This is a genomic window from Ruegeria sp. CDSC045, from assembly GCF_059610725.1.
Window position 1 is genome coordinate 30,152 of sequence record NZ_JBXWOE010000003.1, and the last position, 23,666, is coordinate 53,817.

Sequence of the window (23,666 nt, forward strand, 5' to 3'; positions counted from 1 at the left end):
CCTTATAGGGTGGTCTGGCACACTTGTCACCCGCCCCTGCGTAAACTGCGACGAAGGGTAAGGCCGGGCCTAGAAAGCGGCACGTTTCAGCGTGTATCCAGCCTGTTCCAACTGGTTCAACAGACCATGGTCATCGCCCAAATGTCCGGCGCCCACAGCAATGACCACCGTTTGGTCCTGAATGGCCAAAATGTGCTGCATCCAGTTGTTGTTGCGCCCGACTAGAAGTTGCTGTTCGAAACTGGACCACTCTTCGTCGAAGACCTCTTGTGACAGACCGGATGTTTCAAGCCCTTGTAGTCTGGCAAATTGGATGATCTCTGCGTGCTTTTCTTCTAGATAGGCATTGACCATAGTCGCCAGCTGATCCTCGCTGCTTTCAAAGGCACTGGCCATGCGGATCAGTGATTGCACCTGCTTTTCGATCGGGTGCTGGTCAAACATCGCCATCAGATCGTCAATCTGCTCTAACGAGTACTGGGGGATGTCATGGGCTTCGGCCATGTCGGTCAGGCGCGCGTCCATTCCATAGCTGGCTTCCGGATTCTCGGTCATGCATGGGGGGACACCCAGCATCATGCTCAGAAACCAGGGGCGCATTTTTGCAGCCATCCAACTGGGGATGCCACGCTCTGCCAGGCCGCTGGACAGGGCGGCCCAGTCCTCTTCCGGCATCAGCTCAATCAGGGTGGGACCTGAGGTGATCAGAACAGGGCTGAGGTCTTTGGCCAGTTCCTGTTCAAATGCAGTCATTTCGTCCTGGGCCACTTCGAAATAGAACGCATCCGCCTGGCTGAGTGTCGGTTCCAGCCTTTCTGTGACGGCGTCCATACGCGGGTCGTTTGTGTGCAGCGTTCCTATCAGATGCAGAACTGTATCGCCTTTTGTCGCGATCCAGTGATTTCCTTCCGGGTACGGGAAGTCGGCCAAAGCCTGCTGCAAATCAGCTTGCGCCACTGGACTTAGGTCAGACCTCAGGTCGCGCCCCTCGCAGGCCGCTTGGGCCGAGAAAGGTACCAGCAGACAAGCCAAAAAGATCAAAAAACGCATCGTACCATCCTGGTTGGATCAATCCCTATATGGGGTGCGACCTTGCCGGGGCCAAGGCCGGTGTTCAACCTGCCAGGATGGACACTGACCTGATCTGTGTCTGGCATTCCACAGTAATTCGAATAGCATGAGCCACATGGACCGCGAGCAGGATCTCTACCCCCCAATCAAGGCGCTGTTTGAGCGTCAGGGCTATACCGTCAAAGGCGAGGTCGGTGCGGTCGATGTCATGGCTGTTCGTGAGGGTGAAGAGCCTTTGATTGTAGAGTTGAAGTTGCGTTTCTCATTGGCGCTGTTTCACCAGGCAATCACCCGACTGAAGGTTACTGAAAATGTCTATATCTGTGTTCTCAAGCCCCGCGGACGCACGGCCAGGCGGGCGTTGAAGGACAACACGGCGCTATGTCGAAGGTTGGGCCTTGGCCTGATAACTGTTCGGGCGGATGGCGTTGTCGAGGTGCATTGTGATCCTGGGCCCTACGCCCCGCGAAAAGACAAGGCCAAAACAGCGCGGCTGCTGCGCGAGTTTGACAGGCTTGAAGGTGATCCGAACGCAGGCGGCGCCACACGCCACGGCCTCGTCACCGCCTATCGTCAGGATGCTTTGCGCTGTGCGGCGCATCTTGCAGAATGTGGTGCCACAAAAGGGGCAGATGTTGCTAAGGCAACCGGTGTTTCGATTGCGACCCGGCTGATGCGCGAAAACCATTATGGCTGGTTCGACAAAATTGAAAAAGGCGTCTACGCCTTGTCGGAATCCGGACAAGAGGGTCTGAAGCACTGGGCCTATAGCTGGGATCAGCCTGACTGAGTCCCAAGGATAAAAAATTCTTCACGCTTGTTGACTCAGGGATTTCGACCCCCTAGCTATACGCCGTTATCACTCGCAAGGGTCGAGTGCTAACGCCTCGCCGCAAGGTGAGGGGAGGATAAATAAACTTTGAGCCCAAGGAGCTGCAAAGATGGCATTGAAACCGCTTCATGACCGCGTGTTGGTTCGCCGTACCGAAAGCGATGAGAAAACCGCTGGTGGTCTGATCATTCCCGACAGCGCGAAAGAAAAGCCCAGCGAAGGCGAAGTTGTTGCGACCGGCGAAGGCGCACGCAAGGACAGCGGCGAGCTGATCGCAATGGCTGTAAAAGCTGGCGACAAGATCCTGTTCGGCAAATGGTCGGGCACCGAGGTCCAAGTCAACGGCGAAGAGCTGCTGATGATGAAAGAAAGCGACATCATGGGGATCATCGAGTAAGCCCACGCGCTTCCTCTGATCTTCATCCCAATACATTTTCTCAAGGAGAAACGACATGGCTGCTAAGGACGTCAAGTTCGACACCGATGCCCGTAACCGCATGCTGGCAGGTGTGAACATCCTGGCCGACGCTGTCAAAGTGACCCTGGGCCCCAAAGGCCGCAACGTGGTTCTGGACAAATCTTTCGGCGCGCCGCGCATCACCAAAGACGGTGTTTCGGTTGCCAAGGAAATCGAACTGGAAGACAAGTTCGAAAACATGGGCGCGCAGATGGTGAAAGAAGTCGCCAGCCGCACCAATGACGAGGCCGGCGACGGCACCACCACCGCAACCGTTCTGGCTCAGTCCATCGTCAAAGAAGGTCTGAAGCAGGTTGCAGCGGGCCTGAACCCGATGGATCTGAAGCGCGGCATCGACCTGGCAACTGCCAAGGTTGTTGAAGGCATCAAGAACGCCTCGCGTGAAGTCAAGGACTCGGCTGAAGTTGCTCAGGTTGGCACCATTTCTTCCAACGGTGAAACCGAGATCGGCCAGCAAATCGCAGACGCGATGCAGAAGGTCGGCAACGAAGGTGTTATCACCGTCGAAGAAAACAAAGGCCTGGAAACCCAGACCGATGTTGTCGAAGGCATGCAGTTCGACCGCGGCTACCTGTCGCCTTACTTTGTCACCAACGCTGATAAGATGGTCGCAGACCTCGAAGACTGCATGATCCTGTTGCACGAAAAGAAACTGTCCTCGCTTCAGCCGATGGTTCCGCTGCTCGAGCAAGTGATCCAGTCGCAAAAGCCTCTGCTGATCATTGCAGAAGACGTTGAAGGCGAAGCGCTGGCAACTCTGGTTGTTAACAAACTGCGCGGCGGCCTGAAAATTGCTGCTGTCAAAGCACCGGGCTTCGGCGATCGCCGTAAGGCTATGCTGCAGGACATCGCAATCCTGACCGGTGGTCAGGTCATCAGCGAAGATCTGGGCATGAAGCTTGAGTCCGTGACTATGGACATGCTGGGCACAGCCAAGAAAATCGAGATCACCAAAGACGAAACCACCATCGTCGACGGTGCTGGCGAAAAAGCCGAGATCGAAGCACGTGTTGCTCAGATCCGCACCCAGATCGAAGAAACCTCGTCGGACTACGACCGTGAGAAGCTGCAAGAGCGCGTTGCCAAACTGGCAGGCGGTGTTGCTGTTATCCGCGTCGGCGGCATGACTGAAGTTGAAGTGAAAGAGCGTAAGGACCGTGTGGACGATGCTCTGAACGCGACCCGCGCTGCTGTTCAAGAAGGCGTTGTTGTGGGCGGTGGTGTTGCTCTGGTTCAGGCCGGTAAAGCACTGGACACTCTGCAAGGCGCAAACGCTGATCAGGACGCAGGCATCAACATCGTTCGTAAGGCAATCGAAGCGCCTCTGCGCCAGATCGCTGAAAACGCAGGTGTTGACGGTGCGGTTGTTGCTGGCAAAGTTCGCGAAAGCGATGATGTGGCATTTGGCTTCAACGCGCAGACTGAAGAATATGGTGACATGTTCGCATTCGGCGTGATTGACCCGGCCAAAGTTGTCCGTACCGCATTGGAAGATGCAGCGTCGGTTGCCGGCTTGCTGATCACTACCGAAGCAATGGTTGCTGACAAGCCGCAGAAAGATGCACCTGCTGGCGGCGGCATGCCCGACATGGGCGGCATGGGCGGCATGATGTAAAACGTCGAATTCGCTTTGGCGAATTCTGACGGCCCCACAGGCGCTTGGCAGCATAGCCAAACCGCCCAGAGGGGAGCTGCAGAGCTAAGGAACGGGGTCGCCTTCGGGCGGCCCCGTTTCGTTTTGACACGCCCCTTATGACTGAAACTGTGGCCAAAACTATTCCGAGGTTGACGGTCTAACCGGTCCCCTTAGGAAAGTGAGTACCCAAACCGGTGTGAAACCGATATCGGGTTGATATGCGACTGTTCCTTCTGACCGCCCTCACCATGTGCGCCTTTGCAGCGAACTCCATTCTGAACCGGATGGCCGTTGAAGGCGGCGATAGCGACCCGGCGGGGTTTGCGGTTATGCGCGTTCTGGCAGGGGCGCTGATGCTGACGGTGCTGGTTCTGATACGTGGCGGCAGCCTGCCGTTGCGCAGCTCTCGCCGGTTCATTGGCGCCGGCGCCTTGTCGCTTTACATGATCGGGTTCTCGATCGCCTATCTTACACTGGATGCCGGGCTGGGCGCCTTGATCCTGTTTGGGGTGGTGCAAATCACGATGTTCGTGGCCACTGCCGTGACTGGAAATTCAACGACACGACAGCAACTTCTGGGGGCGGCGATTGCATTGGGTGGCCTCACCTATGTGCTTTGGCCGTCGGGCACGGTTCGCGTGGACCCGGTCGGAGCCGCCCTGATGTGCGCTGCCGGGATTGGCTGGGCAGCATATTCTCTGGCGGGACGGTCCGAGCCAAATGCGCTTGCCGGGACGGCGGCGAATTTCGTTATTGCCCTTCCGGTGACGGCCGGAGCTTTGCTGTTGCTCGGCGGAGGTTGGCAGATGACGGGCACCGGTTTGTTGCTGTCGGCAATATCCGGGGCGGTCACTTCGGGGCTGGGATATGCGTTGTGGTACCGTGTTTTGCCACAACTGGCACCGACCGTTGCAGCTGTAGTGCAGTTGAGCGTGCCCGTGATTGCTATTCTGGGCGGTGTCCTCTTGCTGAGCGAAACAGCAGAGGCCCGGCTTTTGATTGGCGCAGCGCTTGTGTTGGGCGGCATTGCGCTGGCGGTGCTGCAACGTCAGCGGGGGTAGGGCTTTCATCAGCGGCGCTAAGGCATTATCTGGCGCTTATGAAAATTCTGATCGCCCTGCTTATCTTTCTGCTTCCTGCCGCGGCCAGCGCGAAATGCGTGGTCTTGTTGCATGGTCTTGCGCGGACCGAGGCCTCTTTCACCGTGATGGAGCAGCTGTTCAAGTCACATGACTATTCGGTTGTGCGCCCGGGCTATCCCTCGACCGAGATCGGTATTCCCGAACTGGCCGAACAAACCATTCCTGATGCCTTTGCGTCTTGTGGCGATGACACTGTCAATGTGGTGGCACATTCGATGGGCGGCATTTTGTTGCGCTATTGGCTCAAGGATCATAGCCCGGAAAACCTGGGTCGTGTCGTCATGCTGGGGCCGCCCAATCAGGGCAGCCAACTGGTCGATGAACTTAGCGCGTGGGAGGTGTTCGGCTATCTCAACGGACCTGCGGGCCTTCAACTGGGCACAGGCGCCGAAGGGATCCCGGGTCGTCTACCGCCGGTGGATTTTGAACTGGGTGTTATCGCAGGTGAGAACTCATTAAACCCGGTATTTTCTTCACTGATTGATGGGCCTGATGACGGTAAGGTTTCGGTTGAAAGCACCAAGGTCGAAGGAATGACTGATCACCTGGTTCTGCCGGTGACCCACACGTTTATGATGAACAATCCGCGGGTCATGGCTCAGGCCCTGCACTTCATCGAATTCGGCCAGTTCGACCCGCAGATCACCTGGCTTGACGGGGTGATGGAAGCTATTGACGAGATCTGCATCGGACAGGATTGCTCGGAACCTGACTCGGAGTCCACGCAATGACCGCATTAAGCCTGACTCTGACCGGTGCAGAGGTTCTTCTGCCCGGCGAGGGGCTGACGGATGTCGATCTGACCATTGCCGATGGCGTGGTTCAGACAGGCCCTGCCGGGCAGCAGATCGACCTGTCAGGATATCTGGTTCTGCCCGGTATTATCGACCTGCATGGTGATGGGTTTGAACGGCACATCGCGCCCCGTCGCGGTGCCATGAAGCAGATGAACGAAGGGATCCTCTCAGTCGAGGCTGAACTGGCGGCCAATGGCATCACCACAGCCGTTCTGGCCCAGTTTTACAGTTGGGAAGGTGGGGTGCGCGGGCCTGAGTTCGCAGGGCAGGTGTTTGATGCCATTGCGGCAGTCAAGGACCACACCGTCACCGATCTGATGCCCCAGCTTCGGTTTGAAACGCATATGCTGGACGATTACGCCGGACTGGCAGAAAAGATTGCGGCTTGGCGGGTGCCCTATGTCGTGTTCAACGACCACCTGCCGCATGACCGTCTGGCTGAGGGGCGTAAGCCCCCGCGTCTGACCGGACAGGCGCTCAAGGCCGGTCGCAATCCCGAGGTGCATTTCGAAATGCTGCTGTCGATGCATGCTCGCCGGGATGAGGTGTATACCGCACTGGATGTACTCTGTACTGCTTTGACAAAGCAGGGCGTCCGGATGGGCAGCCACGATGACGCCACTGCCCAAACTCGCGCCGATTGGCGCGCGCGGGGCGCGCGGATTTCAGAGTTCCCCGAAACGCTGGAAGCCGCCGAGGCCGCCCGCACCGCCGGGGATCACATCATCCTGGGGTCGCCCAATGTGGTGCGCGGCGGGTCGCATAAAGGGAATGTTAGCGCGCTGGACCTGATTGCGATGGGGCTGTGCGATGCACTGGCCTCGGATTATCACTATCCCAGCCCGCGCCGGGCAGCCTTGATGCTGGCCAAATCCGGCCTTCTGGACATGGCGGGCGCATGGGCGCTGGTGTCGTCAGGGCCAGCCCGCGTACTTGGGTTGCAAGATCGCGGCACGCTCACCCCCGGGCAGCGTGCCGATCTGGTCATTCTGGAGGCAGATACAAACCGTGTCGCGGCAACGCTGGCTGCCGGGCGCGTCAGCTATATGGCCGGGGATATCGCCGCGCGGTTTGTCGGCTGATTTACCGCGTGATGCGGTTAAAATGACCCATCTTGCGGCCTGCCTTCACCTCGGCCTTGCCATAAAGATGCAGCGCAACATCACGTTCGGTCGCGAGTTCAGGTACGCGGTCCATATCGTCGCCGATCAGGTTCTCCATCACCACGTCTGAATGACGCTGCCCGTCGCCCAGAGGCCAGCCTGCCACGGCACGGATATGTTGCTCGAATTGATCCACTGCGCAGCCATTCTGTGTCCAATGGCCCGAGTTATGCACGCGCGGTGCGATCTCGTTCACGATCAGACCCTGCGGGGTCACGAACAACTCGACCCCCATGACGCCGACATAGTCCAAGGCGTTCAGGATATTTGCCGCCAGCAGGATCGCATCTGTGCGCTTTGCTGCGGGCAGGCGGGCAGGGACGGAGGTGGTATGCAAAATGCCATCGCGATGCACGTTCTCACCGGGGTCGAAACAGGCGACCTGACCATCCAATCCGCGCGCGGCGATGATTGATACCTCGTGGCTGAAATCGACAAACCCTTCAAGGATCGCAGGCGCACCCGCCATATCGGCCAGAGCAGTTTCAGCGTCATCGGGGCTGCGTAGCCGGGCCTGTCCCTTGCCGTCATAGCCAAATCGGCGGGTCTTCAGGATGGCAGGGGTGCCGATCTTGTCAATCGCAGCCTTCAGGCTGTCCAGATCCGTGATATCGGCGAAGGGTGCGGTATTCAGGCCCAGCCCTTGCAAGAAAGCCTTTTCGTTCAGTCGATCCTGACTGACCCGCAGCGCCTCGCGCCCCGGGCGGATGGGGCGGTGGACTTCCAGAATGTCCAGTGCTTCGGTGGGGATGTTCTCGAACTCATAGGTGATGACATCGACTGCTTCGGCAAAGGCCTTGAGGGCCTCGGCATCATCATAAGAGGCGGTGGTCACACGATCCGCCACATGACCCGCAGGCGGGGTCGCACCGGGTTCATAAATATGCGACACAAAACCCAGCCGGGCTGCAGCAACGGACAGCATACGGCCCAGTTGACCGCCGCCCAAAATCCCGATTGTCGCGCCGGGGGCAAGCATTTCCACCATTCTCAACTCTCCAAACGTTTGCCAATAGCGCCAAGTGCTGCGTGCAATGCCTTGTGCGCGCCCTGATCTTGCAGGGTCTGTGTCATTTGCAGGCTCAGCGTGCCGTCAGTGGCCAGCGCATCGCGTTCGGCCTCTAGGCGGCCTGCGGCCTTCTTATCCATCGCGTGCAGAAAGCCCGATACCAACTGGGTGGTGTAGAATTCGGCCCCGGCTGCGTCTCCGGTTGTGTCTCCCAGCCAAGTTGCTCCGGTCGCCATCAGGTCCAGAAGGCCGGGGACCATGGCGCAAATGGCGAAATGTGCGTTCAGTGCCGCCTCATCTGCGACCTTGATCACCGGGTTTTCCGGTGCGAACAAATCGACCAGCAGTTGATCGTTGCCGAAAGCGACAAGCGGGCAACCACCGGCTTCCAAAAATCCCAGCGGAATGGTTTGCACGATTGCCGGCGCCGGAGAGCAGAGCTCGGTTAGTTCATCTTTCGAGACTGCTGCCATGACCGAGACGATCTGATGGTCGGATCGAAACGTTAAGGCGGCCAGAACGTCCGCAGCGATATGTGGGCGCAGGCACAGGAACACGATCTCGGATGCATCTATCACGGCCTGTGGCGTCGTGACAGACACACCCAGTTCAGCATTTAGCGCGGCTGAAACCTGGTCATTGCGTTCTGTCACGGAGATCTCGTGCCCTTTACGGGCCAAAAAACGCACCATCGGGGCCGCAATATGGCCCGTGCCGATGAATCCGATCCGGCTCATCCCTCGGGTTCTTCGGGGATTGAGGCCGATAGCGCGTCGCGCCAGGCATCCAGCCGGTCGGCCAGAGCGTTATCCTGCAGCGCCAGAATGCCAGCGGCCATCAATCCCGCATTGGCACCGCCTGCCGACCCGATCGCCATAGTCGCAACCGGGAACCCTTTGGGCATTTGAACAATGGAATAGAGCGAATCGACGCCAGACAGCGCCCGCGTCTGCACCGGAACGCCGATCACAGGAACGCGTGTTTTCGAGGCCATCATACCCGGTAAATGCGCAGCCCCGCCGGCCCCTGCAATGATCACCTGCAATCCGCGCGAGACAGCAGTCTTGCCATAGTCCCACAAGCGATCTGGGGTGCGGTGCGCTGAAACGATGCGTTTTTCATAGGCCACGCCCAGCTCATCCAGAATATCTGCGGCTTCTTTCATCGTGGACCAGTCTGACTGGCTTCCCATGATGATCCCCACTTTAACGTCGCTCATCCGCTTGCGTCCCTGCCTTCCGAAAGAGCGCGAACTATAGCCAAATCCGCCTTTGTGGCAATGCGGTTCAGATGTCTCAGGCGATGATATCCGGGGTCAGGCGGTCGTCGATCAGGCGAATGATGTCTTTCAGGCGCAGTTTCTGCTTTTTCAACCGTTTGATCGTCAGTTGATCCGAGGTGCCAGTGGCCTGAAGCGCCTCGATTGCTTCGTCAAGATCACGGTGTTGACGGCGGAAAACTTCCAGCTCTACCCGCAGAACCTCATCAGTTTTCATCGAAAGATCGGTGGGCGCGTTCATTGGCGACTCAGAGTTGTTGTGGTGCTTGTCACACAAGATAGTGTGTCAGGCTTGATCCGACCAGACCTTGTGGACATCGCTGTATATTCCCATATTCTATTATACGCGGTTGCCAGAATGGGGCCGCACAACACGTCGCTTTGGCAATAAAGGACGAAAATACGTGTCTAAACTTACTCTGGGCTCATACCCGCATCTTTTGGGGTTCGAGCAGTTGGAACGCCTTCTGGAGCGGTCTGCAAAGGCCGGAAATGAGGGGTATCCGCCCTATAATATTGAACAGACCTCGAATTTTTCCTACCGCATTACCTTGGCCGTGGCCGGGTTTGCAGAAGAGGACCTGTCGATTACCATCGAAGATCGACAGTTGGTGATCCGGGGACGTCAGCGCGACGACAGCGAAGGACGTATCTTTCTACACCGTGGGATCGCGGCACGTCAGTTTCAGCGCATGTTCGTGTTGGCCGATGGGGTCGAGGTTGGCGAAGCGATCATTGAAAATGGTCTGCTGCATGTGGATCTGACCCGCGCCGTGCCCGAAACCGTGGTGCAAACGATCAACATAAGGAAGGGGTAAGAGCAATGAATACACCGTTTGAAATCAACGCCGAAGGCGATCGGATCGTCTATGTCAAAACAGTTGAAGTCGCCGATCTACCTCGGGAAGTTCGCGAACAGGCCGGAGATCTGAGCCTGCTATATGCGGTACACGATGCCGACGGCCAGCAACTGGCACTGGTTGCTGATCGCAAGCTGGCGTTTAACCTGGCGCGCGAGCATGATTTTTCACCGGTGGCCGTGCACTAAAGTGGCCTCCGTACGTTTTCCTCGTGACATCCATGGCCTGTCGGGCGAGACAGTCGAACCTATGATGGTTCGAATATCGGAGTGCACGACACATGAATTGGTTCGACTTTGACTGGGTAGACGCCTTCAGCGATCGCGCCTTTGGTGGCAATGGGTGCGCTGTTGTTCATGGTGGGGCAGCTCTGTCCGAAGACGTCTGCATGGCCTATGTGCGCGAGACGTCCTTGGTTGAATGCACCTTTACTGGCCCGTCCGATGTGGCCGATTTCCGGGTTCGTTATTTTCTGGCCAGTCGCGAAATCCCCTTTGCCGGGCATCCCACGATCGCAACCGTAGCTGCAATACAGTCCAGAGGAATGCTGCAAGGCAATACCCTGACGCTTGAAACCGGCGCGGGGATCGTTTCGATCTGCATCAGCGGTGATGAAATCGAGATGACGCAGATTGCACCACAATTCGGCGCCTATGTTCCCGCCGAGCTGGTCGCCTCTGCCATCAGCCTGCCCAAAGAGGCGATTATCTCGCCGCCGCAATTTGTTTCTACCGGGCTGCCCTTCTGTGTCACTGTTCTTCGTGATCACGACGCCCTGCGCGCGGCAAGACTGGTCGAAAGGCCTTTGCGCGAGATTGCCGAAAAGGCGGGCTTTTCCGGCTCCGATATGGCCGAACCTTTTCTTGTAACGCTCAAAGGCGCGACCAAAGCAGGCGATACATTCTCGAGATTGCTGTTGGCCCCGCCCAGCCCGCCCGAGGATCCGTTTACCGGATCTGCCACAGGTGCGATGGCGGCGTATCTCTGGAAACATGGGCTGATGCCAAAGGACGTTTTTATTGCCGAGCAAGGCCATGATATGGGGCGCCCCGGTCAGGCGACTGTTACCCGAGCTGGTCCATCGGATGCGATGACAGGCATCATGGTCGCCGGTCGCGGGCATATCCTTATGCGGGGTCAGGTTGATTTACCAGATGCCGGATGATGACAGAACCTGCAATCGCCATACTGCCCTATGGGCATCGGTTGGGGCCGAAACTGGCCACGATTCCTTTGTCGGAACTGACTTGGCCCGAAGGCTGCCCGGATCGTCTGATCGGAAAAACAGTGGGCGATCTTGCGCACACGGACCATCTGATTATGTACCCCAATTCCACGGTACATCTGCGTCTTCGTCGGGGGACACGTGCGCGGATATCTTTGATGATGGGAGAGCCTTCGGCCATCCATGCCAAACATGATCGCATGTTGCGCTATACGTGGCGGCGGTTCTTCCGGGTGCTGACCTTTCATGATGTTTTGTTGCAAGGTATCCCAAACGCCGTGTTTCTGCCCTATGGCGTGACGATGGTGGCTGATTGGCGAGAACTATTGGTCGAGAAATCTAAATCCTGTTCTCTGATCGCCTCGGCCAAGCGTGATCTCGAAGGACATCAGTTGCGCCATTCCGTGATCGACTGGGTTCGTGAATCCGGGGCAGATGTCGATATTATGGGGCGTGGCTATACTCCGTTTGACCGAAAGTCTGACGGGCTGGCCCCATATCGCTATTCGGTGGTGATCGAGAATGTGCGGGAGCGGAATTACTTTTCGGAAAAGCTGACAGACGCGATCTTGTGCTCGACAGTGCCGATCTATTGGGGCTGTCCCAATATTGGTGATTTCTTCGACACATCTGGGATGATCCTGTGCGATTCCGAGGCCGACATTCGGAGCGCGATTCAAGCCGCTTCGGTCGATGACTATGCCGCGCGTCTAGATGCTCTGCGGGCCAGCCAGTCCAAAGCGGCCGAGTTTGGTGATTTCGAAGGACGCGCCGTCGCCGCCATTCGGGCAGAACTATGATCCAATAGAAAAAGGCCCCCGGAAACCGAGGGCCTTTTGCTTGATTCTTTGCGCAGGTTACGATCCGGCGATCAAACCCATGCTTTCCAGCTTGAGCAGAACCTGGTGGGCGCAGTTGTCTACGTCCACATTCTCGGTCTCGACGCTCAGCTCAGGATTGGCAGGTACGTCGTAGGGATCGGAAATTCCCGTGAATTCCTTGATCTTGCCTTCACGCGCCAGCTTGTACAGGCCCTTGCGGTCGCGGCGCTCGCATTCTTCGATGCTGGTGGCCACGTGAACCTCGCAAAAAGCGCCGAACGCTTCGACATCTTCGCGGACGGCGCGGCGGGTCGTGGCGTAGGGTGCGATTGGGGCACAGATAGCGATGCCGCCGTTTTTGGTGATCTCGCTGGCCACATAGCCGATGCGGCGGATGTTCAGGTCGCGGTGCTCTTTCGAGAAGCCCAGTTCCGATGACAGGTTCTTACGAACAATGTCGCCATCCAGCAGGGTCACCGGACGACCGCCCATCTCCATCAGCTTTACCATAAGAGCGTTGGCGATGGTCGATTTGCCCGAGCCGGAGAAACCGGTGAAGAATACGGTAAAGCCCTGCTGACTGCGCGGCGGTTTGGTCTTGCGCAACTCGGTCACAACCTCAGGGAAGCTGAACCATTCGGGGATTTCCAGGCCTTCGGCCAGACGGCGGCGCAGTTCTGTGCCCGAGATGTTCAGGATCGTGACGTTGTCTTTGTCGGCGATCTCGTCATTCGGTTCGTATTGAGCGCGTTCCTGCACAAAGACCATGTGCTTGAAATCGACCATTTCGACGCCGATTTCATCCTGGAACTGGCGGAACAAATCCTGCGCGTCGTAGGGGCCATAGAAATCTTCGCCGGCTGAGTTCTTGCCGGGGCCTGCGTGGTCACGGCCGACAATGAAATGCGTGCAGCCGTGGTTGGCGCGGATCAACCCGTGCCACACCGCCTCGCGCGGGCCTGCCATACGCATCGCCAGGTTCAGCAGTGACATCGAAGTTGTCGAGGCCGGGTACTTGTCCAGAACAGCCTCATAGCAACGCACGCGGGTAAAGTGGTCCACGTCGCCCGGCTTGGTCATACCAACAACCGGATGGATCAGCAGGTTGGCCTGCGCCTCTTTGGCGGCACGGAAGGTCAGTTCCTGATGCGCGCGGTGCAGCGGGTTGCGGGTTTGGAACGCAACAATACGGCGCCAACCCAGTTTGCGGAAATAGGCGCGCAGCTCGTTCGGCGTATCGCGGCGGGCACGGAAGTCATAGTGAACGGGCTGTTGGATACCAACAACAGGGCCGCCCAAGTAAACCTTGCCCGCAGTGTTGTGCAGGTAGTTGACCGCCGGGTGGGCATCGTCATCTGCGCCAAAGACCTTTTCCGCCTCGCGCGCCTTGTTCGGCGTCCAGCGGTCGGTCACAGTCATGGTGCCCAAAATGACACCTTCCTGGTCGCGCAGCGCAATGTCCTGACCCAGTTTGATGCCCTCAGCGAAGTCTTCGCTGACATCCAACGTGATTGGCATCGGCCAAAGGGTGCCGTCGGCCAGGCGCATGTTCTCGACGACATTGTCGTAATCGGCCTCGCTTAGGAACCCTTTCAGCGGGTTGAACCCGCCATTCATCAGCAGTTCCAGATCACAGATCTGACGAGGGCTCAGGTCCCAGCTTGTCAGGTCGGCAGCTTCTACTTTCAGTTTCTGTGCGGACTCGTACGAAACATAAAGTTCAGAGATCGGCGCCAGATTGCTTAACATCGTCATGGGAATTCTCTTGTCGAAGGATGGATTGGCCAGTGATTCAGGGGCGTTTGCCGGGCATGTGCCCCGGCGGTCGGGTGAAGTCCAGATGGATTTATGAAACAAAGGACGATATGCGCGGTTTTTCTCCGGATTGGAAGGATTTTCCACATTTTGACGCGAAACCCGACGACAATCCCTTGGATCAAGGCCAAATAGACCGGTTTGAATGAGTGTGTTCTCAGGCGGCAATCTTGGGGGTGAGGTCGGACGCACGTTCGACCGGCAGGGCAGAAATTGGCCTTGTTACCCCACGCAACTGGAAGGGGCGCAGATCGTTCTGCCAACTCTCATGCCCCGCTGCCTTCAGCAGATCGCCCGAAACCAAAAGCTCGACACCCAACCCCTTGGTCTCGGCCTCCAATCGGCTGGCGACATTCACGGCGTCGCCGATAATCGTGCGGCTTGCAGTGCCCACCGCGCCGATTTCGCCCAGAACCAGATCGCCCAGATGTAACCCCATTCCAATGCGAATAAGCGGGCTGCCCTCGGTTTCGAGTTGCTCGTTGAACCGTTGCAATGCGCGGCTGACATTGGCTGCAGCTTTCATCCCGGCCCGTGCTGAACTTGCAGCATCGGCGGTTTCAAACACTGCCAGCAGCCCGTCACCCATATACTTGTCGACCACACCCCCATCCGAGGTGATGGCTGGCACGATGGCGTCAAAGAACCGGTTGAGCAGGAAAACAATGTCATAGGGCAACTGCCCGGTGGTCAGTGCCGTGAACCCTCGCATGTCCAGAAACAGCACCGCCAGTTTACGTTCCTGCCCCTGACTGGCATGGGCGCGATTGCGACCGCTACCGGGATTGTACATCCGAAAGGCCGTGATTGGCTCGGTCGGGCGGATCTGACAGGCCAGGCGTGCGCCTTCGGGTGCTTTTACGGCAGCCAAGCTGCGGGCCTCGATCTCACTGGGGACGGGGAGCTGATCTGCACCATTTTCGACAATAACGCGACAGGTGGTGCAGCGCCCCTTGCCACCACATAGCGCAGTGTGGGGAATGCCGTTGGCCTGAGAAATCTCAAGCAGGGTCATTCCTTTTTCGGCCACAATTTCGGGGCCTTCCACATATTTGATGCGCACCGAATGTCGGCGTCGCAAAATTTTGCGCACCAGAAACACAAGCAATGTAGCGCCAACCGCCAGCCCGAATGCAAGCAGCGTATCTTGCCTCACACCCATCAGAGCCTGAAAAGCCTCGGGCGATGGCCAGTTGTAATGTTCGATATACTGATCGCGCAGAAACGGGTCGGCGAAATCAGCCCAGATGCGTCGGCCCTCTGTCAAAAGACCTGCCAGAGCGAAAGACGGAATGAACACGGCGAGCCCGATCAGATAAGGCAGCGCCCTTTGCCACCAGGATGTCAGGCGCAGCCACATGTGAAGACCGATGCAACTGTGGACCCAGACCACCAGCAAAAGCAGGCTTTGTGTCCAGATTGCATAGCTGGGCCACATTAGCGCGATGATATAACCCATCTCATCATTAACCCCGAAAACTGCATGTGCGTATCGGGTGTGAACAAGGTGCGAGATCAGTTGCAGTGGAATCACAAATCCAAGCACCACCTGTAGCCCCAGACTGAAAGGCATTCGCATGGTTCTGCGCTGAGCTAACGAATACAGCGCCAGCCCAAAATGCACGAGCAAGGCCAGATATAGAATCGCGCTGCCGATGTTGTTGCGCGTAATGACATGGCGGCCTTTCTGCATTTCGTGGAGATAATCAGTATGAAACAGTCCCAGACCGATATTGATGAAGTGAAAGAAGGCAAAGATGAACAGGATCAGGCCGCTCATGATCCTCAGCCGGGTAGCCCACCCGCCTTGCCATAGTACGCTTTTCACTCGGTTCACCTGTGTTCGTTTTGCTCGCATCTCAGAGTCTGTAACGGCGCAGAGCGGGGGTCAAGCGAAGCCTCTATGCCCCGGCAACCAGGGATGCGGATCCCCATCCAGGCACACTACCTCTGGCGAGGTGCTAAACAAAACCGCATGACTGAGTTCCGGCCGGGATCGCGAGCTGTATAGCAAGCCGTCGGCGCCTTTGGCGCGGGCGTCATCCGAAAATAGCCAGGTGGGTGAGGTGCCTTCTTTTTCGTGGATATCCTGCCACACGACCGAGGCTTCACTGCGCCCCCGCAGATCTACCAGCCGAGCGCCGGTGATCCGGCATTTTTGAAGAATGCGTGGTGGATCGGATGGGCAGACATAACGTTTGATGGCTACTTCGGCACCCTCAGCGCTCAGCGAAGAATAAAGCGCGAATTGGCCCGCATAATGAAAACGCCCCTCTGGCGCCCGTGCTGGGGCCAAAGGGGCGTCTATCTGTGACAGGAACAGAATTCTCCAGATCGGGCCGGAGAATTCGATCACCTGATTAATCCTGCTCGGCCAGGAACCGTTCAGCATCCAGCGCGGCCATACAGCCCATCCCGGCGCTGGTAACGGCTTGACGGTAGATGTGATCTGTCAGGTCTCCGGCAGCAAAGACACCTGGAATGGAGGTTTCTGTGGAGCCCGGTTTGGTGATCACATAGCCGCCCATATGGGTTTCCAGCGAGTCCTTGACCAGCTCATTCGCGGGTGCGTGGCCGATGGCGATGAAAACACCTTTACAGGGGATTTCGCGAATCTCACCGGTTTTCACATTCTTGACGCGCACGCCTTCGACACCCAAAGGCGCATCGGTTCCGATGACCTCGTCCAGTTCGTGGAACCACAGGGGCTCGATCTTGTCGTTCTTCATCAGCCGATCCTGCAGGATCTTTTCGGCGCGCAATTCATCGCGGCGATGGATCAAGGTGACCTTGCTGGCAAAGTTGGTCAGAAACAGCGCCTCTTCCACGGCGGTATTGCCGCCGCCGATTACAACGATCTCCTGCCCGCGATAGAAGAACCCGTCGCATGTGGCGCAGGCGGAAACGCCAAAGCCTTTGAACTTCTCTTCCGAGGGCAATCCCAGCCATTTCGCCCGCGCGCCAGTGGCCAGAATGACCGCATCGGCAGTGTAGATGGTGCCGCTGTCGCCCTTGGCGGTGAATGGGCGTTTCGAGACATCCAGATCGCTGATGATGTCGCCGATGATCTCGCATCCCATCGCGGCGGCATGTTCCTGCATCTTGATCATCAGATCAGGACCCTGAACCTCGGTAAAGCCGGGATAGTTCTCGACCTCGGTGGTGGTCGTCAGCTGCCCGCCCGGTTCGATGCCCTGAACCAGTATCGGTTCCAGCATCGCACGGCTGGCATATACGCCCGCAGTATAACCGGCAGGTCCTGATCCGATTATCAGAACCCTGGTGTGTTTTGTTTCGGCCATGATACCCCCGACTCGATCTGCCTGATACGGGCCTGCGGCCCCTTGGCGAATGGATATAGCGACCCCCTTGAGGCGCTTAAAGCCCCTTCGTGCCGTATCGGAGAATCCGTTTCACAACTCGCGCTAGAAAAATACCTGGAAAACCAAAGAATATTGCGCAAACGCGAAACATTATTGCGCATCCCTTGGGTGCTGATATAACAACCGAAAATTCAGGAGCTTTTTATGGTCGCGACACGGCTGGACGAGATTGACCGCAAGATTCTGGCAGAATTGCAGGCAGACGGTCGCATGACCAATGTAGAGCTCGCGAAACGTGTGGGAATTTCCGCGCCTCCGTGCCTGCGGCGCGTGCGCACATTGGAAGACTCGGGCCTTATCCGCGGATACCATGCGGAAGTGAATGCGCGTGAGCTGGGTTTTGAGGTTCAGGTCTTTGCAAGCGTCGGATTGGAAAGCCAAGCCGAAGCCGAACTCAGCGCATTCGAGGAACGCTGCCGCGAATGGCCACTTGTCCGTGAATGCCACATGCTGAACGGCGAAGTGGATTTTATTCTGAAATGCGTCGCTCCTGATCTCAGCAGCTTTCAGCAGTTTTTAACAGGCGAGTTGCTGACCACGCCAAACGTGGCCAGCGTTAAAACCTCACTTGTGATACGCGGCGCTAAGGACGAGCCCGGTGTACCGTTTGACGTCCTGGAAGAACGAATGAACCGGACGGCGTAAAGCGCATCCTTTTGTGACGGCTGGTGCACGGCGGCAAAATCGCCGTGACAACCAGAAACAACACCCAACTAATTAAAATCTGCATAAAGCCCCCACTTTGCAGTACTGGTTAAAACTCAGGCAGTGATTGCGTCCACCTCTCCATCTCCGGCACGCGGTAACTGCAGCGGGCCAAAGTCATTCAGCGATTCGACATGCTCGAACAAGTTCAAATAGATTGAGCGAAGCGAATGGCTGATCATCCGAACCGCATTTACGCCTGGATGATATGATTCAAACTGTAATCCGTCTACCTTGATAACCGAATGGCGTTTCAGACAGATGTGAAACAATTCGATTGGGGTAGGCGGTAGCATCTCGATGACACCCATCCCGTCTTGGAACTCGTGAGCGGGCGTCAAAACAGGAGATCCGCCATACAAGTGCCGCAGATGTGCTGGGGTGCCCAACAGGCGCGCAGCCGGACCGACAGTCACGCCTGACATCGGTTTTTGCATTCCGAAGGTATCCGCCATGATGCGTGTCAGCGGGCGTGTGCGACCACGCGAGTCTTCGCGCCCGGGGATCAAAGTAACCGAGCCCTTCCAGACCACGGTTTCCGAAGTTCCATTCTCGGTCAAAACCGTATCGCCAGGCAAAAGATCTTCGATCGCTATCGGCCCGTTTTCGGTTTCGACAAGCGAACCCCGCGTAAAGGCACAAAACGCATCCTCGAACATGGGCAGCGCTGGCGCGATGTGGCGGGTTTGGGATACCTCGCCATTGCTCAACAATGAACTGACCTCATAGCGCCGCAGCTGCGCTTTTTGTTTTGTTGTATTTCTTGGAATCTCGCGCAGCATTGTCGACGTATCGACGGCGTTTCTGGCGGCGCGGGCCAAAGAATGTGGAATAGTCATACTAATTCCGTCCCCTCAAACATCCGCTCAGGAAGGCTGAACCCCCGTACAGGCCCGCCTGATCGGTTTTCTTTGTCTTGAATGCTATGGCGACTTCGAGACGTCGGCTGTAACGGCCGCGCAGTGCGATGGAATTTCGCAAACTCTTGGTCAACACATTGACCCCCCAGACAAACTCACAACTCGCAGACGAAAATTGTCTACGCACACAAACTCCTAAACACATTCACAGAAAGCGTCTGTGAAGCGCCACACACCGGATCGGAGCACCCCCGCTGTGTGTCTTGACCCTCAAAGCCGGCAGAATGGCTTTGGTAGGCCTGTCCAATCAGCGTCGCGAAGCCAAACGGCGCGCCACACTGGCAGAACGGCTGGAAACCCGCTTCCACGGCATCTCCAGTTTTTGCTCTCTGGACGCTTTTAGAACAGCGCTGAGAAAGCGGGATCTTTGTTTCATCCTGTTGTCCTACTCGTTCAAGGCTTAATGCCTAATGACCCAATCTGAGACTAACGTGTCGCGATATTGAGGCGGCCATAAGGCTGACGCGGGTTGAATCTGGGACAAAAGAAAGTTGGCTGTTTCCTTTTCTTAATCTAGCCGCGCTCACATTCGGAAATATGCAGATAACCATCTGAGAGAGGGCAAAAAAACCTAATTTTGGCGACTCATATAGACACAACAAATGTGGCGAAAAAGCGGCGATTTCGCCACAATCAGGATACGCGTCACAGTTTGATGGCGGAAATCAGGCGGCCGTAGTCGGCTTCTTTTGCATGAACCGATCGGCGGTACGAATAGAATCTGTTCGGGTCCGAATAGGTGCAATGACGAATCCACTCTGCATGCCCGACACCAGCCTGACGTAACCGGTGCAGCCCATAGGACGGGAGGTCAAATTGCATCCGATCACCCGTCCCATTTGCGAAGAACCGCAGGTTTTCTGATGATTCAGCGGCAAAGTCTTCTAGGAACTCGGGCCCGACCTCATACGCAATTTGCGAGATTGTGGGCCCTATGACGGCCACTGTATTCTCGCGCCGTGCTCCCAGCGCCTCCATGGAGTCCAACGTGGCCTCAAGCACACCGTCCAGCGCGCCGCGCCAACCCGCATGTGCAGCTCCTATCACTTTTGCGTGGGTGTCGGCAAAAAGAACAGGTTGGCAATCCGCCGTGAGGATGGTCAGCGCCAGCCCGGGACAGGCCGTAACCAACGCGTCTGCTTTAGGCTTTTCCCCGTCGATTGGACCATCAACAGTTATGACCGTCGGTGAATGCACCTGATGCACCCCAATAAGGGATCCGGGATCGACCTCCATCGCATCCGCTACGCGGTTACGGTTTATCGCGACAGCCTCGGTCTGGTCAGATGATCCATGACCGCAGTTGAGCCCTGCAAAGATCCCGGATGAGGCCCCGCCACGGCGGCAGAAAAAACCATGGCGTACGGATGACAAGAGATCCGAAGTCAGAATTTCCAGCGTCATGATTCCAGTCCCGGTGGCAATGCGGCATAAGATGGGTACAGGCCCAGTACTTTGAACAGGTTTCCCATTTCCTCTGGGTGCGTCAACCGGCGATGTGCGGCTATCAACGCCTCAAGCTTGGACCCGCTGAGTGGTTTCGCCAATGCTTGCGCCCGCGCAGTGATGCCCAGCCGTTCCAGAAAAACGCCTTGGGGTGTCAGGCGCGAATGGGCGCAGCCCGCAGCTCGCGCTGCGCTCGCCAGAGGTTCGAAGTCCACATGGGCGGTCAGATCAGCTTGTCCGGGGCTGGAAAGAGGGTCTATCGGCTTGTGGGCATGCAGCGCTTGAAACGTATCCCCAAGCGAATGCCAGTCGCCATAATCCAGGATCAGTCCGGCCCCGCCGTGTGTCGCGATCCGTCCGGCGATCACAGTGATGATCGGTATGGCCGAAGGGCAAAGCTCGACCAGATCCCCATCCTGCGTGTCCTCAAGCCGGTTCTTCAAAGCGATCTGTGGCGACCGCGGCCCCTGGCCAAAAGCCAGTGATTCGTCCTTCATCCCGATCAAACGTTCCCGCCAATCGCTGCCATCACGGATGAATTGGCGAATGGGCAGAGCGTCAAAGAACTCGTTTGCCACCAGCAAAAGCGGGGAATCGGGTAGATCGGTGACCGATGTAATCCAGCGTGGAGCATAGGCATCCAGCGTCTTTGCCTGAATGGCGCGCAGGGTTGGTGAGGCCTCAAGCAGAACAATATCTGCCGCCGCGTGAAAGCCATCCACGCCCTGTGTTGCACGCAGCATGTCAGCCATCAGCGTTCCGCGCCCGGGACCCAGCTCCGCTAGCGTGAAACGGTCCGGACGCCCCTGGTCAATCCAGCATTGCACAAGGCTGAGCCCGATTAGTTCGCCAAACATCTGGCTGATTTCCGGGGCGGTGATGAAATCGCCCTGCGGGCCAAGGGGGTCGCGGGTGGTGTAATATCCCAGTGTCGGGTGCAGCAGGCATTCGGTCATATAGTCGGCTACACTCATCGGGCCGTCTTGTGCGATACGAGCCTGTAAGAGGTTGGCGAGGGTCATCACTTGGCCTTAGCGCGTAAAGCCAGCCAAAGGCCAAAGGCAATCATTGGCAAAGACAGCAACTGGCCCATGGTCAGGCCGTAGCCGCCCATTTGCCAGGCAAGTCCAAGCGGATTTCCGGCCGAAACAAACTGTGCATCGGGTTGCCGGAAAAACTCGACAATGAAACGCGATGCGCCATAGCCCGCCATAAACACGCCTGTGACCAGACCGGGCCGTAGGAAAGCGCGGCGCCGATAGACCAGCCACAACAGCAGGACGCCCAGCAGCAACCCTTCGAGTGCGGCTTCGTAAAGCTGAGAGGGGTGGCGGGCGCAAAGACCAATAACCTCCGGGCAGTTTTGGGCGGCAGGGCCGGGAAAAACGAAGGCCCAGGGCAGGTCGCTGGGCCTTCCCCACAGTTCGGCGTTGATGAAATTCGCGACACGACCCAATAACAGCCCAGGCGGCACGGTATGCGCGATCAGATCAGCAAGCGGCAAAATCGAAATTTGGTGGCGTCTTGCATAGATATATGAGGCCACGACGACGCCTAGCAATCCACCGTGGAAGGCCATGCCGCCCTGCCAGACCATCAGAATTTCGATCGGGTTCGAAAGGTAATAGGCTGGTTGATAAAACAGCACGAACCCAAGTCGCCCGCCCAGAATCACGCCCAGGATGATCCAGGTGATCAAATCCTCAAGCTGGGCGGGTTGCATAGGTGGCGCCTTGTCGGGCCACAGGGCGGGGCGCTTTAGGGCGATCACCCCGAGACGCCATGCAATCACAATCCCGGCGATATAGGCGAGGGCGTACCATCTAAGTGCGAACTCCATCCCGAACAGTGAGATCGAGAAAAGTTCGGGCGACAGATCGGGGAAATTCAGAACAGCCTGCATGTGCGTCTCATTGCCCGGGCTTTGAGGGTTAAGTCAACCTTGAGCCTGCGCCAATCATTCCCCATATAGAGACCAACCGCCAAATCGGAGGATAACCATGCAAACCCGCAACAAGATTCTGGATGATGTTTCCCAACTCATGACCAACGCCATGGGTGTTGCCCAAGGCGCAAAGGACGAGGCGGAGAACGCCATGAAGTCGATGATCGACCGTTGGCTGGCTGATCGCGATTTCGTCACACGCGAAGAATTCGACGCTGTCCGTGCCATGGCTCAGAAAGCGCGCGAGGAAAACACAGCGCTCGAGGCGCGCATTGCAGCGTTGGAAGCCAAGCTGGGCGAATAATCCACCGCGAAATTTTCGAAAAAAAACAAACGCCGCGCAATCCGGTTCTGGGTTGTGCGGTGTTGTGCATCATGCCGTCTTGCGGGAATTAATCAAGACAAAGCTGCATCTGATGCCAATATTTTGATCCCCGTTGCCAGCTATCCACAACTTATTGCTGTTATCCCCAAAAATGGGGGTTGTCAGGCCACCACCCACAGCGCACCATATTTAGTACAGGCCTATGGGGGAAGCCCGGCTTGTAGAGCAGGCAACTAGCGCTGGGGCGCTGCCAGCCCCGAAATGCTAGAAATTAGTGAGGTGGCATTATGGCCCTTTCCGAGCAGTTTCTTGACGAAGACCTTCATCCGATCGACATTGTTGAACATCTTGCCGAACATCACGATTGGGACTTTGATCGGATCGGGGATGATCAGATCGCAATGGCTGTCGAAGGACAGTGGCGCACCTACTCGATTACGCTGGCCTGGTCGAATTATGACGAAACGCTGCGTATGGTGTGCTCGTTCGAGATGGAGCCACCTGAGGCGCGCGAGACCGAGCTTTATGAACTTCTGAACAAGATGAACGATCAGTGCTGGGCCGGGGCCTTCACATACTGGGCCAATCAGAAGCTGATGGTTTACCGGTACGGTCTGGTTCTTGCGGGTGGTCAGATGGCCAGCCCGGAACAGATTGATACGATGATCACTGCAGCGGTCCTGAGCGCCGAGCGTTATTATCCCGCGATCCAACTGGTCACATGGGGCAACCGTACCCCGGAAGACGCGATGCAAGTCGCCATTGCAGAGGCCTACGGCCGCGCGTAAAGCTTTGCCCCGAGCCAAATAAGCGG

Annotated in this window: 26 protein-coding genes; 13 read left to right on the forward strand and 13 right to left on the reverse strand. The window is 57.1% G+C overall.

Translation table 11 applies throughout. The features are described 5' to 3' along the window. Positions 1-69 precede the first annotated feature (69 nt). Complete coding sequence (locus tag AC2FH6_RS07390) at positions 70-1,050, reverse strand: TraB/GumN family protein (protein WP_496701898.1); 981 nt, start codon at positions 1,048-1,050, stop codon at positions 70-72. Positions 1,051-1,186: 136 nt separating this feature from the next. On the opposite strand from AC2FH6_RS07390, the gene AC2FH6_RS07395 reads away from it, so the two are divergent. From AC2FH6_RS07395 to AC2FH6_RS07420, 6 genes are all read left to right on the forward strand, one after another. Further along, positions 1,187-1,861: a DUF2161 domain-containing phosphodiesterase gene (locus AC2FH6_RS07395; RefSeq protein WP_496701900.1), complete on the forward strand. Its 675-nt coding sequence runs from the start codon at positions 1,187-1,189 to the stop codon at positions 1,859-1,861. A gap of 151 nt (positions 1,862-2,012) precedes the next feature. Further along, a complete protein-coding gene (locus AC2FH6_RS07400; RefSeq protein ID WP_120632017.1) occupies positions 2,013-2,300 on the forward strand; it encodes a co-chaperone GroES in 288 nt (95 codons plus the stop codon). A gap of 55 nt (positions 2,301-2,355) precedes the next feature. After that, positions 2,356-3,996, forward strand: a complete 1,641-nt coding sequence (gene groL, locus AC2FH6_RS07405) for a chaperonin GroEL (protein WP_496691017.1) — start codon at positions 2,356-2,358, stop codon at positions 3,994-3,996. 239 nt (positions 3,997-4,235) lie between these two features. Then, entirely contained in the window at positions 4,236-5,078 is an 843-nt protein-coding gene (locus tag AC2FH6_RS07410; protein ID WP_496701902.1) for a DMT family transporter, read from the forward strand. Between the two features lie 38 nt (positions 5,079-5,116). Further along, on the forward strand, positions 5,117-5,890 hold the full coding sequence (locus tag AC2FH6_RS07415) for an alpha/beta fold hydrolase (protein WP_142636531.1): 774 nt from the start codon (positions 5,117-5,119) through the stop codon (positions 5,888-5,890). Further along, the gene (locus AC2FH6_RS07420; RefSeq protein ID WP_496691014.1) at positions 5,887-7,038 is read left to right on the forward strand and encodes an alpha-D-ribose 1-methylphosphonate 5-triphosphate diphosphatase; all 1,152 of its coding nucleotides are present in this window, start codon (positions 5,887-5,889) and stop codon (positions 7,036-7,038) included. The genes AC2FH6_RS07415 and AC2FH6_RS07420 overlap by 4 nt, the downstream gene beginning before the upstream one ends. Position 7,039: 1 nt before the next feature. Here AC2FH6_RS07420 and AC2FH6_RS07425 read toward each other — a convergent pair whose 3' ends face one another. The 4 genes from AC2FH6_RS07425 to AC2FH6_RS07440 form a co-directional block, all read right to left on the reverse strand. After that, positions 7,040-8,107, reverse strand: a complete 1,068-nt coding sequence (locus AC2FH6_RS07425) for a 5-(carboxyamino)imidazole ribonucleotide synthase (RefSeq protein WP_496691013.1) — start codon at positions 8,105-8,107, stop codon at positions 7,040-7,042. A gap of 2 nt (positions 8,108-8,109) precedes the next feature. Next, positions 8,110-8,865: an NAD(P)-binding domain-containing protein gene (locus AC2FH6_RS07430; protein WP_496701904.1), complete on the reverse strand. Its 756-nt coding sequence runs from the start codon at positions 8,863-8,865 to the stop codon at positions 8,110-8,112. Continuing rightward, positions 8,862-9,347 carry a 5-(carboxyamino)imidazole ribonucleotide mutase gene (purE, locus tag AC2FH6_RS07435; protein WP_271949196.1) on the reverse strand — a complete coding sequence of 162 codons (486 nt, stop codon included), beginning with the start codon at positions 9,345-9,347 and terminating at the stop codon, positions 8,862-8,864. Before purE ends, AC2FH6_RS07430 begins: the two co-directional genes overlap by 4 nt. A 76-nt stretch (positions 9,348-9,423) precedes the next feature. Next, positions 9,424-9,648 (reverse strand): YdcH family protein, encoded by a 225-nt coding sequence (locus AC2FH6_RS07440; protein WP_496701906.1) that lies wholly within the window; start codon positions 9,646-9,648, stop codon positions 9,424-9,426. Between the two features lie 163 nt (positions 9,649-9,811). Here AC2FH6_RS07440 and AC2FH6_RS07445 point away from each other — a divergent pair, with 163 nt between their 5' ends. The 4 genes from AC2FH6_RS07445 to AC2FH6_RS07460 all read left to right on the forward strand — a co-directional run bounded on the left by AC2FH6_RS07445 (position 9,812) and on the right by AC2FH6_RS07460 (position 12,292). Then, positions 9,812-10,225 (forward strand): Hsp20 family protein, encoded by a 414-nt coding sequence (locus tag AC2FH6_RS07445; protein WP_142636541.1) that lies wholly within the window; start codon positions 9,812-9,814, stop codon positions 10,223-10,225. 5 nt (positions 10,226-10,230) lie between these two features. Beyond that, positions 10,231-10,455: a DUF1150 family protein gene (locus tag AC2FH6_RS07450; RefSeq protein ID WP_142636543.1), complete on the forward strand. Its 225-nt coding sequence runs from the start codon at positions 10,231-10,233 to the stop codon at positions 10,453-10,455. A 92-nt stretch (positions 10,456-10,547) separates the two neighbouring features. Next, positions 10,548-11,432 carry a PhzF family phenazine biosynthesis protein gene (locus AC2FH6_RS07455; RefSeq protein WP_496701908.1) on the forward strand — a complete coding sequence of 295 codons (885 nt, stop codon included), beginning with the start codon at positions 10,548-10,550 and terminating at the stop codon, positions 11,430-11,432. Then, positions 11,432-12,292, forward strand: coding sequence for a hypothetical protein (locus AC2FH6_RS07460; protein ID WP_496701910.1), 861 nt, complete (start codon positions 11,432-11,434; stop codon positions 12,290-12,292). The genes AC2FH6_RS07455 and AC2FH6_RS07460 overlap by 1 nt, the downstream gene beginning before the upstream one ends. Before the next feature lie 57 nt (positions 12,293-12,349). Here AC2FH6_RS07460 and AC2FH6_RS07465 read toward each other — a convergent pair whose 3' ends face one another. From AC2FH6_RS07465 to trxB, 4 genes are all read right to left on the reverse strand, one after another. Further along, the gene (locus AC2FH6_RS07465) at positions 12,350-14,068 is read right to left on the reverse strand and encodes a bifunctional sulfate adenylyltransferase/adenylylsulfate kinase (protein ID WP_142636548.1); all 1,719 of its coding nucleotides are present in this window, start codon (positions 14,066-14,068) and stop codon (positions 12,350-12,352) included. Between the two features lie 217 nt (positions 14,069-14,285). Continuing rightward, entirely contained in the window at positions 14,286-15,956 is a 1,671-nt protein-coding gene (locus AC2FH6_RS07470) for an adenylate/guanylate cyclase domain-containing protein (RefSeq protein WP_496701912.1), read from the reverse strand. A gap of 60 nt (positions 15,957-16,016) precedes the next feature. After that, a complete protein-coding gene (locus AC2FH6_RS07475; protein ID WP_281972662.1) occupies positions 16,017-16,484 on the reverse strand; it encodes an RES family NAD+ phosphorylase in 468 nt (155 codons plus the stop codon). A 4-nt stretch (positions 16,485-16,488) separates the two neighbouring features. Then, on the reverse strand, positions 16,489-17,430 hold the full coding sequence (gene trxB / locus AC2FH6_RS07480) for a thioredoxin-disulfide reductase (protein WP_281972663.1): 942 nt from the start codon (positions 17,428-17,430) through the stop codon (positions 16,489-16,491). A 225-nt stretch (positions 17,431-17,655) separates the two neighbouring features. Here trxB and AC2FH6_RS07485 point away from each other — a divergent pair, with 225 nt between their 5' ends. After that, positions 17,656-18,156 (forward strand): Lrp/AsnC family transcriptional regulator, encoded by a 501-nt coding sequence (locus AC2FH6_RS07485; protein ID WP_142636556.1) that lies wholly within the window; start codon positions 17,656-17,658, stop codon positions 18,154-18,156. Positions 18,157-18,272: 116 nt separating this feature from the next. Here AC2FH6_RS07485 and AC2FH6_RS07490 read toward each other — a convergent pair whose 3' ends face one another. The 4 genes from AC2FH6_RS07490 to lgt all read right to left on the reverse strand — a co-directional run bounded on the left by AC2FH6_RS07490 (position 18,273) and on the right by lgt (position 22,485). Next, positions 18,273-19,055 (reverse strand): Hint domain-containing protein, encoded by a 783-nt coding sequence (locus AC2FH6_RS07490; RefSeq protein ID WP_142636558.1) that lies wholly within the window; start codon positions 19,053-19,055, stop codon positions 18,273-18,275. Between the two features lie 726 nt (positions 19,056-19,781). Further along, the gene (pgeF, locus tag AC2FH6_RS07495) at positions 19,782-20,540 is read right to left on the reverse strand and encodes a peptidoglycan editing factor PgeF (protein WP_496701915.1); all 759 of its coding nucleotides are present in this window, start codon (positions 20,538-20,540) and stop codon (positions 19,782-19,784) included. Then, a complete protein-coding gene (locus AC2FH6_RS07500) occupies positions 20,537-21,604 on the reverse strand; it encodes a class I SAM-dependent methyltransferase (RefSeq protein ID WP_496701917.1) in 1,068 nt (355 codons plus the stop codon). Before AC2FH6_RS07500 ends, pgeF begins: the two co-directional genes overlap by 4 nt. Further along, positions 21,604-22,485, reverse strand: a complete 882-nt coding sequence (gene lgt / locus AC2FH6_RS07505) for a prolipoprotein diacylglyceryl transferase (protein WP_496701919.1) — start codon at positions 22,483-22,485, stop codon at positions 21,604-21,606. The genes AC2FH6_RS07500 and lgt overlap by 1 nt, the downstream gene beginning before the upstream one ends. 97 nt (positions 22,486-22,582) lie before the next feature. Between lgt and AC2FH6_RS07510 the strand changes: the two genes are divergently transcribed. Both AC2FH6_RS07510 and AC2FH6_RS07515 read left to right on the forward strand, forming a co-directional pair. After that, complete coding sequence (locus tag AC2FH6_RS07510; protein WP_142636566.1) at positions 22,583-22,831, forward strand: accessory factor UbiK family protein; 249 nt, start codon at positions 22,583-22,585, stop codon at positions 22,829-22,831. A 308-nt stretch (positions 22,832-23,139) separates the two neighbouring features. Beyond that, positions 23,140-23,640 carry a type III secretion system chaperone family protein gene (locus AC2FH6_RS07515; protein WP_496691006.1) on the forward strand — a complete coding sequence of 167 codons (501 nt, stop codon included), beginning with the start codon at positions 23,140-23,142 and terminating at the stop codon, positions 23,638-23,640. Positions 23,641-23,666 lie beyond the last annotated feature (26 nt).

Excerpts from the sequence above, each read along its gene's own strand:
- AC2FH6_RS07390 (WP_496701898.1), bottom strand. The coding sequence starts at position 1,050 with ATGCGTTTTTTGATCTTTTTGGCTTGTCTGCTGGTACCTTTCTCGGCC.
- AC2FH6_RS07395 (WP_496701900.1), top strand. The coding sequence starts at position 1,187 with ATGGACCGCGAGCAGGATCTCTACCCCCCAATCAAGGCGCTGTTTGAG.
- AC2FH6_RS07400 (WP_120632017.1), top strand. The coding sequence starts at position 2,013 with ATGGCATTGAAACCGCTTCATGACCGCGTGTTGGTTCGCCGTACCGAA.
- groL (WP_496691017.1), top strand. The coding sequence starts at position 2,356 with ATGGCTGCTAAGGACGTCAAGTTCGACACCGATGCCCGTAACCGCATG.
- AC2FH6_RS07410 (WP_496701902.1), top strand. The coding sequence starts at position 4,236 with ATGCGACTGTTCCTTCTGACCGCCCTCACCATGTGCGCCTTTGCAGCG.
- AC2FH6_RS07415 (WP_142636531.1), top strand. The coding sequence starts at position 5,117 with ATGAAAATTCTGATCGCCCTGCTTATCTTTCTGCTTCCTGCCGCGGCC.
- AC2FH6_RS07420 (WP_496691014.1), top strand. The coding sequence starts at position 5,887 with ATGACCGCATTAAGCCTGACTCTGACCGGTGCAGAGGTTCTTCTGCCC.
- AC2FH6_RS07425 (WP_496691013.1), bottom strand. The coding sequence starts at position 8,107 with ATGGTGGAAATGCTTGCCCCCGGCGCGACAATCGGGATTTTGGGCGGC.
- AC2FH6_RS07430 (WP_496701904.1), bottom strand. The coding sequence starts at position 8,865 with ATGAGCCGGATCGGATTCATCGGCACGGGCCATATTGCGGCCCCGATG.
- purE (WP_271949196.1), bottom strand. The coding sequence starts at position 9,347 with ATGAGCGACGTTAAAGTGGGGATCATCATGGGAAGCCAGTCAGACTGG.
- AC2FH6_RS07440 (WP_496701906.1), bottom strand. The coding sequence starts at position 9,648 with ATGAACGCGCCCACCGATCTTTCGATGAAAACTGATGAGGTTCTGCGG.
- AC2FH6_RS07450 (WP_142636543.1), top strand. The coding sequence starts at position 10,231 with ATGAATACACCGTTTGAAATCAACGCCGAAGGCGATCGGATCGTCTAT.
- AC2FH6_RS07455 (WP_496701908.1), top strand. The coding sequence starts at position 10,548 with ATGAATTGGTTCGACTTTGACTGGGTAGACGCCTTCAGCGATCGCGCC.
- AC2FH6_RS07460 (WP_496701910.1), top strand. The coding sequence starts at position 11,432 with ATGACAGAACCTGCAATCGCCATACTGCCCTATGGGCATCGGTTGGGG.
- AC2FH6_RS07465 (WP_142636548.1), bottom strand. The coding sequence starts at position 14,068 with ATGACGATGTTAAGCAATCTGGCGCCGATCTCTGAACTTTATGTTTCG.
- trxB (WP_281972663.1), bottom strand. The coding sequence starts at position 17,430 with ATGGCCGAAACAAAACACACCAGGGTTCTGATAATCGGATCAGGACCT.
- AC2FH6_RS07485 (WP_142636556.1), top strand. The coding sequence starts at position 17,656 with ATGGTCGCGACACGGCTGGACGAGATTGACCGCAAGATTCTGGCAGAA.
- AC2FH6_RS07490 (WP_142636558.1), bottom strand. The coding sequence starts at position 19,055 with ATGACTATTCCACATTCTTTGGCCCGCGCCGCCAGAAACGCCGTCGAT.
- pgeF (WP_496701915.1), bottom strand. The coding sequence starts at position 20,540 with ATGACGCTGGAAATTCTGACTTCGGATCTCTTGTCATCCGTACGCCAT.
- AC2FH6_RS07500 (WP_496701917.1), bottom strand. The coding sequence starts at position 21,604 with ATGACCCTCGCCAACCTCTTACAGGCTCGTATCGCACAAGACGGCCCG.
- lgt (WP_496701919.1), bottom strand. The coding sequence starts at position 22,485 with ATGCAGGCTGTTCTGAATTTCCCCGATCTGTCGCCCGAACTTTTCTCG.
- AC2FH6_RS07510 (WP_142636566.1), top strand. The coding sequence starts at position 22,583 with ATGCAAACCCGCAACAAGATTCTGGATGATGTTTCCCAACTCATGACC.
- AC2FH6_RS07515 (WP_496691006.1), top strand. The coding sequence starts at position 23,140 with ATGGCCCTTTCCGAGCAGTTTCTTGACGAAGACCTTCATCCGATCGAC.